Genomic DNA, 14,052 nt, shown 5'->3' with positions numbered 1-14,052 from the left:
AAAAATAAACATTTAAAAATTAATTCAAAAATCACCCAATTAACCTAACTAAATTTATTAATTATGAGAAAAAATGTATGTAAAATAGGTTTTTTATCCCTCTTTTCATTAATACTAGGTTGTAGTTCCCCTTCTACAGACAAAATAGTAACCGACTTTAATGAAGAGGTTCCTTTTTCTGTAAATAATAACAGAGAAGAGCTTTCAAAAAGAATAACTTATATCAATAGAACTGCAACTATCACTCCTTTAGTAACAGGGGTAAATGCAAAAAATAGCGCTAATAATTTTATTAACGGTGCTAAAGAAATGAACTATTGGGAATATGTAGCTGAAGTAGCTCCTTTACAATTAAGTGGAGAAACATTAAGTGCTACACATATTACCTTGGCAAATAACAAAGCCTATGTAAGTTATCATAAGCAAGGAGATACACATCTAGGAGCCATTGAAATTATAGATTTAAATAATGCTAATTTTCCACAAATTATAACACAAGCTAACTTTCCGAATGCAGATGTAAATGCAGTAACTTCAGGAACAGTTACTAATGCATCAGATTTTAGAGTTTGGGCAGCGTTATCTCATGAAAAAAATGGGGCAGTTTTATATGAGTTTGATACAGATAACGATGTTTTTAATAACAAATACAGAAGAGTAAATTTAACAAATCAGTTAGATGCAGAGGGAGTCTCTGCTTCTGCTAATGGTATAGCTGTAACCAATGATTATCTATATGTAACCTCAGGAAAAACACATGGAGGTACCGTACAATTAAATAAAAGTACATTAGAAGCCATGAATGCAGAAAGCTATAGCAATGCTAAATATGTAGCGGTAAATGGTAGTAATACAGGAGATAAAGTAGTGAGTTTAGTAACAGGAACAGAAGCTAGATTAAGGGTTGATAATGTAGGGAAAGATTTAGCGACTACTAGTTATGATATTGGTGAAATATGGCATCAAAATGTGGTGGAGACCTATAGAGGTAAATCAACAATGGAGTTTTCATCAATAGATGATAGTAAAGTGTATGTAGCAAAAGGAAAAGACGGAATAGCTTTAGTAGATGTAGATAATGGTTCTATAACCAATGTATCTAAAGGGCTAATGCTAGTAGCAGGAAATACCAATGGAGTAAGTTCAGATACAGATTATGTATATGCAGCCAACGGTTCTGATGGTATTTCAATATCACCACACCCAACAAGCAATAGCGAAAATATCTTACCTATATTTCATTGGGATATGGCAGAAGAAGGCGCTTCTGCTAATTACATAAAAGCAAATGGAGAATGGGTATTTGTAGCCAAAGGAGGTGGCGGTTTTAAAATTTTAAGAAAACGTGTCAAAGATGAATATAAAACCATTACTACGTATAATAGAATGGGAAAACCAGACGGTTTAGAAGAAGATAAAGTTATTTGTAGTACTCTTTTAAATACAATTTATAGTACAGTGTTACCAGAAAGACAAAATGCAATGACTAATCATCCTGAGTATTTTACCAATCCAGTAAAAAACCTTGTCATTAAAGAAACAACAGATTTAACTTTAACTTTTATAGATGAAGGAGCAGGTTATAAAAATGTTCTAGGATATTATACCTATCAAGAAGGTAATAAACCAAGCAGCCCAGATTTAGTAGATAAAGTAGTTATATTTCCAAACGCTTCAGCTGAAAGATCAGGAGGAGAGTTAGTAAGAGGAAATACCATGCGTTTATTAGGAACTTTTGAGGCAGGAACTGTGGTTAATTTCTTTTTAATAGCCAATGGTTGGAGAAATGGTAAAATTACAGACGGAAGGTATACACAACATTCTGATATAGATTATAACTTAAGCGGAAGGCAACAAAGCATTATATTTCATGATAGTACCTGTAACTCTATAGTTATTGCTTTTGAAGATATATCTGTACCTAATGGAGATAACGATTTCAATGATGCTATTTTTGAAATTACGGCATCCAATCCCAATGCGTTAGAAGTAAACACCTTTAATCAAATAGGAGGAAATTAATACAAGTAACAAGATACTTAGGGTGTAATTTGAATAGATTACAAAATAAGGTTAGGTTACTTTTATAATAACCTTCAGATGGGGGCAAACCTCAATTTCTAGATAGAAATTGAGGTTTTTTGTTTCTTTTTTATGAATAATTACGTCTATCTACTGTATTCTCGTGCCTGTCTGCTGGATTGCCACGCCTGTCTGTTGGATTGTCATGCCTGTCTATTGAATTGCCATGCCTGTCTGTTGGATTGCCACATGAACATATAGCAAACAGACGAGATACATTGATAACAATTGAAAATGATTTACCAAAAGAGTCAAAAAGAAAACCACCTTGTATTAATACAAAATGGTTCTTATAAAGTTGTAATTCAAAGAATAAGTAAAATAGCTTATTCAGTTAAGAAATTGCCATAGTGGTATTTTGTTACTTTATAATTAATTATGGTAATGGCTTGGCTTTTTTAGAGTCGGAATACCTGTAAATTTGATATCCCATTAAGTTTATGTATTGTTTATTGGCAATCGCAGAGTTTAAAAAGCCTTGTTTAAAACTAATAAAAGCACTATCAAAATCATTGTTTTGTCCAGCCGTAGCAAAATAATCAAATAGACTAGGAGTGGTATCCTCTCTAGTCATAAATAAAACAATTACGTTTGTAGGCATCTTTCTTTTGGCAGCCGCATTAGCTATTGCTTCAAAAGTTTGATAATAACTAGAGGTAGAGCTTGAAGGAAAGTTTTGTGCATTAGTTCTATAATTAACCAAGGCTAATCTATTATTATCACCAGTACGTAAATAATTAACAATTTTAGTAATTACTCTTTTTTCTGAGTAACGATCTCCAGAATCTATAAAGTTTTTTACATAAATGTTTTCTTCCCAACCTTCACCCATAGCGGTATTGGTTTGTTGTAATGTTTTGGTTAGTACACGGTCAAAATACTCAAAATTGGTATCTGGATCATTGTAATTCCAAAACTCATATTCACTAAATATACCATCGGCTTTGTTTAAAGTATTTACTTGTGAGTTTTGATAGGTTACAATTTTTTCAATAACCTCTTTACTAACAGCAGCAAAAGATACATCTAAGTTATAATTAGTATGTGCTTTATTTACAAAATTGGCTAGTTGTATGGTTTCAGAAGAGTTATTCAAAATAGCACTTACTGTATACAAAGTAATTTCATTAAAATTATTTACAGCACACCAGTCTAATAAATAAGTTTCTTTAATAGAATCACCTAAAATACTATCCCTAAAGCCGTTTATATAAATCCCTCTATGTTGTATTGCAGATGAGGTATCTATTTTTATGACTTTCTTTTTAGAATAGGGGGTACTATTTGAGTTTTCTAAAGTAGAAAAAGGTTCATTTTTATTGCAGGAACTTAGTAACAATACCACAATAAAAGTTTTAATAATAATAGTTAAGTTTTTCATGATTTTTGAGGGACTTTAATGATTGTTTATTTATAACTAAAATACGTATTAACATTAAGTAAATCAAATGTTTAAGGTGTGGGTTTTGCTAATTTAGAATCAGAATAACGGTATATTTGATAACCTATTAAATTAAAATATTCCTTATTGGTTATATTAGAATTCAAAAAACCATTTTTGAAATTGGTGTAAACATTTTCAAAACTTTTGTCTGTGTTATCTTTTAAATACCTAAACAAGCTAGAGTTAGTATCTTTTCTGGTATTGTATAACATAATCACATTTATAGGTGTTTTTTTTCTTGCTGCTAAATTGGCTATACTTTGAATTCTTTTATAATAGGAAGAAGTAGTATCAGAAGGAAAATTTTGTGCATTCTTCCTGTAATTAACCAAGACTAACCTGTTATTTTGAACGTCAGATTTTAAATAGTTAACTGACTTTTTAGCTACATTTTGTGGAGAATAAACTCCTGCAGCATCTTTAAAATTATACACATAAATATTTTCTTTCCAGTTGGTACTGTTAGTAACAGGAACATCTTTTAGTGTTTGTAAAATACCTGTATTAAAATATTCAAAACTAACACTATCAGTATTAGAGTTCCAAAACTCATATTCACTAAAAATACCATCACACATACTCAAAGAGTTTTCTTGAGTATCCTGGTAAGCTACTATTTTATGAATAACTTGTGTATTGGCTACAACAAAAGATACTTTTAAATGGTAATCTTGATGAGCTTTTTTTACAAACTCTTTAAGTTTTCTAGTTTTTAAAGAATCATTTAATATAGAACTTACAGTATATAAAGTTAATTCGTTAAATTTATGGTGTTTACACCAGTTTAGTAAATAGGTTTCTTCAAAGTTTTTACCTAAAATATCCTTTTCAAAACTATTTACATAGATTCCCCTATGCACTATATCGGTATCTTTTAATAATTGTTTAGATTGTTTTTTGTGGTAATGTAAGTTAGAATTTTCTTTTGTAGCAATAGAGGAAGGGCCTTCTTCATAATAAGAGCAGGATATTAAAGTAATAAAACAAAGTAAGAAGTATATAAATAGCGAAGTTTTCATGGTTAAAAAGAGTTATAGTTTTTCTAGTATATTTTTTATGTATCGCAAACTATTTCGAGACAATCCAAAGAGGGAATTAATATGATAAAAAGTTTAATGTCTAAGCGTTTCGGAGTATTGTACCCTTAAACAGTACCTATAAATAGTTTGGCTGATAAGTATATACTACTTATCAGCCGTTTATATTTAAATATAAGTTTTTATTAACGAGTTAAAGGTTTAGCAGTTCTAGCATCAGAATACCTGTACAATTGATAACCAATTAAATTTAAATGTTTTTTATTTTTAATAGTTGAATTTTCATATTGAGTTTTATAATTTAAAAAAGCATTTTCAAAATAATTATTTTCTAAATTATCGGCAAAGTAAGGAAACATACTTGGGGTAACATCTTGCCTAACCATAAAAAGTAATATTACATTTAACACAAATTTTTTCTTTTTAGCTATAGAAGCCAAATCTTGAATTCGATTGTAATAATTAGACTTAGGATCAGCAGGAAAATTTTGAGCATTAATACGGTAATTTACCAACACAATTCTATTATTCTGTTTCTTAAACTTTAAATGCCTAGTTATTTTATTTAGAATTTTGTTATACTTGTATTTTCCACCAGCATCAACAAAGTCATAAATATATAAATTCTGTTTCCAGTTATTAGGTTTCTTTAAACGAACATTACGCAAGGTTTTTAGTATGTTTTTTTGATAATAAGCATAACTTACTCCTGCTTGATTAGGATTCCAGAACTCATATTCGGTAAATATACCATCACTTACAGAAATTAAAGGATTATTTTTCTGGTAATCAGTAATCTTTCTTATGGCTTCTTCGTTAGAAGCCGTAAAAGAAATAGTTAACTTTCGTTCGTGTGCTCTTTTTACAAAGTCAGCTAATAATTGAGTGTTTACAGAATTGTCAAGAATGGCATTAACATTATAGAGCGTAAGTTCATTAAAATGATGAAACCTAGCCCAATCAATTAAATTATTCTCTTCAAGTGTATTACCTAAAATATTATCTCTAAAGCCATCAACATAAATACCTCTGTGTTTAATTTTAACATCCAAACGTTCATTGGAAGTTCTAGCTAGTTGTTCTTTGGGTACTTCTGTTTGCAGTTCAGGTAAATTACGTTCTTCATCATACGTACTACATGACGTAATGATAAATACAAAAATAAAGTGCTTAAAAATGTTTAAAATCTTCATGGTTTTGGGGGACTTGAATTATTTTTTGTGAATTTCTTTTGAGTGTAAGGTACAAAATATCAATTATTTAATCAATGTTGTAGATGTTATTCAGTGTAAATCCCCTTTATTTTAAAGAGAAAATAAACTCAATTCTTTTTTAGAATAAATAAAAGAATCTTTTTAAAAAAACAAACACTTAACTGTAAGATAAACAATGTGTTTGCTAGTTTTTTTAACAAGATTTTAATATATTTGAGATAGAACAATATAATTTTAACCCCCCGGAATCAATGAGTTCACTTAAAAAGAGGAACAGCATAACTGCTGTTCTAAATTATCATACTTACTATAAGCGTATAAATAAGATATTCCTCCTAATAACATTCAACTTTATTACACTAGCAAGTTTCTCTCAATTAGATAGTAAGCATTACTTGCCACCTTTAAAACAAACCTCAGGAAATAATAATGGAGCTACCCATCAAAGTGTAGCAGCTATAAAAGAGCAGGCTATTTATCTTTCTACACCAGAAACAACACCTTTTACGGTAAATGTTTATAAAGGAACTGACCCTACACCTTGGAGAGTTATTACCAATTTATCAAATGGAGCGCCACATATAATTAATGCTTCAGGAGGTACCCCTAATACAACCGGAGGTTTAACCAATAGTAATAACAATATTACATTAGTTACCAATGAAAACACAGGGAAAATATTAAGTACTTCAGGACTATGTTTTGAAGCTCCAGGGGGAGAAAAGTTCTATGTAAATTATCGAGGAAGATCTAGCTCTCAAGCTGGTTCTTTAACTTGTAAAGGAACTAAAGCTTTAGGAACAAATTTTAGATGGGGAGGAATTCCAAATAGAGCTGATCATTCTAATTTAAGTACTAGTTTAGGGATTCTTGCTACAGAAGCGAATACGAATGTTACTATTTCTGGATATGATACGGACTGTGTTTTTAGAGATGGTATTGACCCTGATGGAATAACTGCTGATATTATTAATATTACATTACAAAAAGGAGAAGCTTATGTGTTAGAAGCTCTACAAAATGAAACTACGGCAAATATTGATGGTTGGTTGGGGGCAACTATTCAATCAGATAAACCTATTTCGATAGCTAATGGAGGACTAAATTTTGGTGTAGTTACAGGAAAGGGAAGTAGAGATGTAGGAATAGATCAACCGGTACCAACAAATATTTTAGGAAGAGAATACGTTTTTGTACGCGGTAATGGTATTTCTACAGGTAGTGATGCTAATAAAACGGAGTTTCCTGTAATTATTGCTACTCAAAATGGAACTCAAGTTTTTGCTAATGGAACTTTAGTAGGTACTATAAATGATGGTGAATATTTAGAAGTACCTTCTAGTTATTATTCAAGTAACACAGTAGGAGCCAACATGTATGTTACTACTTCACAAGATGTATATGCCTACCAGTGTTTATCTGGCCAAGAAGCAATAAAAACACTTGGAATGAATTTTATAGCCCCTTTAAATTGTTTACTACCAGATAATTTAAATGAAGTACCACAAATAGATAAAATAGCTGGAGCAGATTCAAATATTTCTGCAATTACTATAATAGCCTCCAATACAATTCCAGATAATGATGTCAAAATTTACCAAGATGGAGTACAAATAACTACTCCAGCTTCTATTACAGCAGGAACTAGTGCATGGAAAACTTTTTATGTATCTGGGTTAACAGGTGAAATATCTATAGAAACAGGAGGAAGCCCAGGGGAAGTTTCTGGACCAATTGCAGTAGGAACTTTTATGGCATTTGGTAAAAATGCAGGGTTAGCAGGGTATTTCTCTGGTTTTGATACAGTTCCAACTGTTTCAGTTTCAATTACAGGAGGTGGTTGTTATCCAGGAACAGGGCTAGAAGAAACTACTGGTACTTTTGGAGGATACCAGTGGTATAAGGACGGAACTATAATACCAGGAGCTACTTCTAGTACTTTTGATCCTGTAACAACAGGTATAGGTAGCTATTATGTAGAAGTAGATGATGCTGGTTGTAAATATACATCACCTGTAGTGAATATTTATAGTTGTGACCCTGATTTATACATAACTAAAGTTGATGATGCAGACCCAATAAATGCAGGTGATAATGTTATATTTACTGTAACAGCTAAAAACCTATGGGAGGATCCTCTTACCAATGTGGTATTAACAGATGTTTTACCTTCTGAATTTAGTTTTGTAAGTGCTACTCCCACAAAGGGTACAATAGCAATACCTAATTGGAACATTGGAACTATGAACCCAGGTGAAGAGTTAAGTGTAGAGATTGTTGTAACAGCTAAGGATGATGCCTCAGGATTGGTAACAAATCAAGTAACTTATAATTTTGATCAAATAGCTAGCGAAGTTAATAATTTAGCGGATGATTTAGAGGAAGAAGTTACTATAAATCCTTGTAATTTTGCTAACCCAGCTTCTTCACTTCCTGAAGTTTGTATAAATACAGTTTTACCAAATGTAACACACACTACTACAATTGCTACAGGAATAAGTAATGATGGTATTACTGGAACTAATGGACTGCCTCCAGGAGTAAGTGCCACTTGGAACAACAATACTATTACTATTTCAGGAACTCCAACAGCTAGCGGAATTTATAATTATGAAATTCCTTTAACAGGTGGTTGTAATACAGTAAGTGCAACAGGAGCTATTACGGTATTTGAATTACCAGTAGCGCAACCTATTTCAGGAGCTAATACAGTATGTATAGGAAGTACAACTACGTTAACACAAGGAACTAGTGGAACTATTAATTGGAATTCTTCTAATACCTCAGTAGCAACAATTGATATTAACGGATTGGTAACAACCTTAGCAACAGGAACTACAGATATTACATATACTGTAACGGATGTGAATGGTTGTACTTCTAATTCATCGGCAATTCATACTATTACGGTGAATCCACTACCAGAGTTCAACACTATAACAACAAACTCAGACGTTTGTGAAGGAGAGGATGCTATTTTTACAATCACAGGCTCTCCAAATGCTATTTTAACATATAATCTAGATGGTAATCCAAATCAAACAACAACATTAAATGCTTTGGGAGAAGCAACTATAACTAATACTTCTGTAAGTACTAACACAACCATAAATTTAATTTCTTTAGAATTTAATGATACAAGTTGTCTTTTAAATTTATCAAATTCAGAAACTATAACAGTTAACGCCAATCCAACGTTAACAGATTTTTCTGACTTAATAGAGTGTGCAGAAATCCCCACTCAAACATTAGATGCGAATAATGCAATAACATTTGGACCTAATATATCGGTTCAGTGGTATGATGCTGCTGTTGGAGGAAATATTGTAGCAACACCTACTCTTAACACAATAGGTTCTATTTCTTATTTTGCTGAGGTAACCAATACAAGTACTTCATGTGTAAATCCAAATAGAGTAGAAGTAGAGTTATCTTTGGTTACACCACCGTTTCCAAATTTTTCTGAAACAGTTTGTTCAAACGAAGCACTTAATATAAATGTAGGGTTATTTTCCTCAACTTATACAGTAGTCTCTTCAGATCCTACCAATGTTCCAGCAGCGGCTAATCGTACAGTTGCTACAAGTGCTAACATAACAGATACATATATTAATAAAACAAATGCACCTGTAACAATAACTTACACAATTACCGTAGATACACCTTTACCTTGTCAAGGAGAAGTATTTGATGTAATTGTAACGGTAAACCCAGAACCTTTTAATATTTCTGCACCTGCCGATACAGTTTGTAGTAATGTACCATTAAATCATGATTTAAATACTGATGTCGCACTAATAGATACCACATTTAATTGGCAGGCCACTGACAATCCTAATGTTATAGGTGAAACAATTACCCCTACAAACTTATCTAGTATAACGGACACACTTATTAATACAACAAGTTCAATACAAACAGTTACTTATACTATTACACCCACTAGTGTTAATGGATGTCAGGGTGATACTTTTGTATATACAGTATCAGTACACCCAGAAATAATATTTACAACACAAACTATCAATAATCAATCATTATGTGTTGGAGCTACTTCTAATAATTTACAAGTAGTAGTTAGTGGGGCAGTATCAGGAATATCTTATCAATGGGAATCATCTGCAACAAGTGGATCAGGTTTTATGCCAATATCAGGTGCCATAAATACATCTTATACACCGCCAACAAATACATCAGGTATAACTTATTATAGAGTTGTTGTAAGTGATGATAGTTCTATTTGTAATACTATTATATCCAATGAAGCTGAAATAACAATTAATATTGACCCAGTAATAACTGTGCAGCCACCAAGCTTACAAGAGGTATGTATAAATGCTATTCCTACAGATATATCGGTAGTTACTAATGGAGGTGCAAATGGGTTGACCTATCAATGGGAGTCATCACCAACAAGTGGATCTGGTTTTATACCAATATCAGGAGCTATAAATGCATCTTATACACCTATTACCAATATCGTAGGAACTACTTATTATAGAGTAGTAATTGATGACACAGGAGGAGGATGTGATACCGTTATATCTAATGAATCAACTTTAGTGGTTAATTCACAACCAACCATAACCAGACAGCCTGTTGATTCACAAACACTTTGTAAAGATGCAATACCTTATGATTTAGAAGTAATTGCATCTGGAGGCGCTAATGGACTTACATATCAATGGGAAGAATCCGCAACAAAGGGTACTGGCTTTACAGCTATAGTAGGTGCTACAAATGCTTCTTATACACCACAAACAGCTACAAGAGGAACTACCTATTATAGGGTAGTTATAAGTGATGCAGGTAATGGATGTCACGGCATAACTTCTGAAGAAGCTGAAGTAACTATTAATAGAGATCCAAGAATTCAAACGCAACCATTAACATCTCAATCCATATGTTTAAACAGTACACCATCTAATTTAACTGTTATAGCTAATGGAGGTGTAATAGGTTTAACGTATCAATGGGAAGAATCATCTACAAGCGGTACTGGTTTTACAGCTATAGTTGGAGCTATTAGTTCTAGTTATACTCCACCAACCAATAATGAAGGAACAATGTATTACAGAGTAGTTATTAGTGATGTAGGAGACGGTTGTGACACAAGAATATCAGACGAATCAGAAGTAATTGTAAATTCATATCCCACAGCCGAGGCAGGGGTAGCACCTGGTGTTTTAGACTGTGATACCTTAACATTAACCTTAGATGGTACAGGCTCAACGACTACCGATGTTAGTTATGTATGGACAGGAGGTGCCATAGACAGTGGCGCAACAACACTGAGCCCAGTAATAAGTGCTCCAGGTACATATACCTTAACAGTTACTAATACGATTACTGGTTGTATATCTAGTGATACGGTTGTAATCACTCAAGACCTAAGCACTCCCACAGCCGAGGCAGGGGTAGCACCTGGTGTTTTAGACTGTGATACCTTAACATTAACCTTAGATGGAACAGGTTCCACCACTACCGATGTTAATTATGTATGGACAGGCGGTACCATAGACAGCGGTGCAACAACACTGAGCCCAGTAATCAGCGCTCCAGGTACATATACCTTAACAGTTACTAATACAATTACTGGTTGTGTGTCTAGTGATACGGTTGTAATCACTCAAGACCTAAGTACACCTACAGCCGAGGCAGGGGTAGCACCTGGTGTTTTAGACTGTGATACCTTAACATTAACCTTAGATGGAACAGGTTCCACCACTACCGATGTTAATTATGTATGGACAGGAGGTACCATAGACAGTGGAGCAACAACACTGAGCCCAGTAATCAGCGCTCCAGGTACGTATACCTTAACAGTTACAAATACGATTACTGGTTGTATATCTAGTGATACGGTTGTAATCACTCAAGACCTAAGTACACCTACAGCCGAGGCAGGGGTAGCACCTGGTGTTTTAGACTGTGATACCTTAACATTAACCTTAGATGGAACAGGTTCCACCACTACCGATGTTAGTTATGTATGGACAGGCGGTGCCATAGACAGTGGCGCAACAACACTGAGCCCAGTAATAAGTGCTCCAGGTACATATACCTTAACAGTTACAAATACGATTACTGGTTGTATATCTAGTGATACGGTTGTAATCACTCAAGACCTAAGTACACCTACAGCCGAGGCAGGGGTAGCACCTGGTGTTTTAGACTGTGATACCTTAACATTAACCTTAGATGGAACAGGTTCCACCACTACCGATGTTAGTTATGTATGGACAGGCGGTACCATAGACAGTGGCGCAACAACACTGAGCCCAGTAATAAGTGCTCCAGGTACATATACCTTAACAGTTACTAATACGATTACTGGTTGTGTGTCTAGTGATACGGTTGTAATCACTCAAGACCTAAGTACACCTACAGCCGAGGCAGGGGTAGCACCTGGTGTTTTAGACTGTGATACCTTAACATTAACCTTAGATGGAACAGGTTCAACGACTACCGATGTTAGTTATGTATGGACAGGAGGTACCATAGATAGCGGCGCAACAACACTGAGCCCAGTAATAAGCGCTCCAGGTACATATACCTTAACAGTTACAAATACGATTACTGGTTGTATATCTAGTGATACGGTTGTAATCACTCAAGATCTAAGTACACCTACAGCCGAGGCAGGTGTAGCACCAGGTGTTTTAGACTGTGATACCTTAACATTAACCTTAGATGGAACAGGTTCCATCACTACCGATGTAAATTACTTATGGACAGGCGGTAGCATAGACAGCGGCGCAACAACACTGAGCCCAGTAATAAGCGCTCCAGGTATATATACCTTAACAGTTACAAATACGATTACTGGTTGTATATCTAGTGATACGGTTGTAATCACCCAAGACCTAAGTACCCCCACAGCTGAGGCAGGGGTAGCACCTGGTGTTTTAGACTGTGATACGCTTACTCTTACTTTAGATGGAACAGGTTCCACCACTACCGATGTTAGTTATGTATGGACAGGTGGTACCATAGACAGCGGCGCAACAACACTGAGCCCAGTAATAAGCGTTCCAGGTACATATACCTTAACAGTTACAAATACGATTACTGGTTGTATATCTAGTGATACGGTTGTAATCACTCAAGACCTAAGTACACCTACAGCCGAGGCAGGGGTAGCACCTGGTGTTTTAGACTGTGATACCTTAACATTAACCTTAGATGGAACAGGTTCCACCACTACCGATGTTAATTACTTATGGACAGGCGGTACCATAGACAGCGGCGCAACAACACTGAGCCCAGTAATAAGCGCTCCAGGTACATATACCTTAACAGTTACTAATACGATTACTGGTTGTGTGTCTAGTGATACGGTTGTAATCACTCAAGATCTAAGCACACCAACTGCCGAAGCAGGTGTAGCACCTGGTGTTTTAGATTGTGATACCTTAACACTTACTTTAGACGGAACAGGTTCAACGACTACTGATGTTAGTTATGTATGGACAGGAGGTACCATAGACAGCGGCGCAACAACACTGAGCCCAGTAATCAGCGCTCCAGGTACGTATACCTTAACAGCTACTAATACGATTACTGGTTGTATATCTAGTGATACGGTTGTAATCACTCAAGATCTAAGCACACCAACTGCCGAAGCAGGGTAGCACCTGGTGTTTTAGACTGTGATACCTTAACATTAACCTTAGATGGAACAGGTTCAACGACTACCGATGTTAGTTATGTATGGACAGGAGGTACCATAGACAGCGGCGCAACAACACTGAGCCCAGTAATCAGCGCTCCAGGTACATATACCTTAACAGTTACAAATACGATTACTGGTTGTATATCTAGTGATACGGTTGTAATCACTCAAGACCTAAGTACACCCACAGCCGAGGCAGGGGTAGCACCTGGTGTTTTAGACTGTGATACCTTAACATTAACCTTAAATGGAATAGGTTCCACCACTACCGATGTTAATTACTTATGGACAGGCGGTAGCATAGACAGCGGCGCAACAACACTGAGCCCAGTAATAAGCGCTCCAGGTACGTATACCTTAACAGTTACAAATACGATTACTGGTTGTATATCTAGTGATACGGTTGTAATCACTCAAGACCTAAGTACACCTACAGCCGAGGCAGGGGTAGCACCTGGTGTTTTAGACTGTGATACCTTAACATTAACCTTAGATGGAACAGGTTCCACCACTACCGATGTTAATTACTTATGGACAGGCGGTACCATAGACAGCGGCGCAACAACACTGAGCCCAGTAATCAGCGCTCCAGGTACATAT

The 14,052-nt window shown here is 34.7% G+C and carries 5 protein-coding genes; 2 read left to right on the top strand and 3 right to left on the bottom strand.

Going from position 1 to position 14,052, the window contains the following annotated elements:
* Positions 1 to 63: 63 nt before the first annotated feature.
* On the top strand, positions 64 to 2,022 hold the full coding sequence (locus ABNT65_RS04925) for a DUF4114 domain-containing protein (RefSeq protein ID WP_348747340.1): 1,959 nt from the start codon (positions 64 to 66) through the stop codon (positions 2,020 to 2,022).
* Positions 2,023 to 2,458: 436 nt separating this feature from the next.
* Here the strand turns inward: ABNT65_RS04925 and ABNT65_RS04920 are convergent, their stop codons facing one another.
* The 3 genes from ABNT65_RS04920 to ABNT65_RS04910 form a co-directional block, all read right to left on the bottom strand.
* Positions 2,459 to 3,463, bottom strand: a complete 1,005-nt coding sequence (locus ABNT65_RS04920) for a hypothetical protein (RefSeq protein WP_348747339.1) — start codon at positions 3,461 to 3,463, stop codon at positions 2,459 to 2,461.
* A gap of 71 nt (positions 3,464 to 3,534) precedes the next feature.
* Positions 3,535 to 4,545 carry a hypothetical protein gene (locus ABNT65_RS04915; RefSeq protein ID WP_348747338.1) on the bottom strand — a complete coding sequence of 337 codons (1,011 nt, stop codon included), beginning with the start codon at positions 4,543 to 4,545 and terminating at the stop codon, positions 3,535 to 3,537.
* 203 nt (positions 4,546 to 4,748) lie between these two features.
* The gene (locus tag ABNT65_RS04910) at positions 4,749 to 5,756 is read right to left on the bottom strand and encodes a hypothetical protein (protein WP_348747337.1); all 1,008 of its coding nucleotides are present in this window, start codon (positions 5,754 to 5,756) and stop codon (positions 4,749 to 4,751) included.
* A 272-nt stretch (positions 5,757 to 6,028) separates the two neighbouring features.
* Between ABNT65_RS04910 and ABNT65_RS04905 the strand changes: the two genes are divergently transcribed.
* Positions 6,029 to 13,411, top strand: a complete 7,383-nt coding sequence (locus ABNT65_RS04905) for a PKD-like domain-containing protein (RefSeq protein WP_348747336.1) — start codon at positions 6,029 to 6,031, stop codon at positions 13,409 to 13,411.
* Positions 13,412 to 14,052: the final 641 nt, after the last annotated feature.

The organism is Tenacibaculum sp. 190524A02b (assembly GCF_964036645.1).
GTDB classification, from domain to species: Bacteria; Bacteroidota; Bacteroidia; order Flavobacteriales; family Flavobacteriaceae; genus Polaribacter; species Polaribacter vairaonense.
Note: the sequence above shows the minus strand (reverse complement) of the source record. Positions and strands in the feature narration are given on the sequence as shown.

What these genes read in the sequence shown, in the direction of transcription:
- ABNT65_RS04925 (WP_348747340.1), top strand. Translation starts at nt 64, where the DNA reads ATGAGAAAAAATGTATGTAAAATAGGTTTTTTATCCCTCTTTTCATTA.
- ABNT65_RS04920 (WP_348747339.1), bottom strand. Translation starts at nt 3,463, where the DNA reads ATGAAAAACTTAACTATTATTATTAAAACTTTTATTGTGGTATTGTTA.
- ABNT65_RS04915 (WP_348747338.1), bottom strand. Translation starts at nt 4,545, where the DNA reads ATGAAAACTTCGCTATTTATATACTTCTTACTTTGTTTTATTACTTTA.
- ABNT65_RS04910 (WP_348747337.1), bottom strand. Translation starts at nt 5,756, where the DNA reads ATGAAGATTTTAAACATTTTTAAGCACTTTATTTTTGTATTTATCATT.
- ABNT65_RS04905 (WP_348747336.1), top strand. Translation starts at nt 6,029, where the DNA reads ATGAGTTCACTTAAAAAGAGGAACAGCATAACTGCTGTTCTAAATTAT.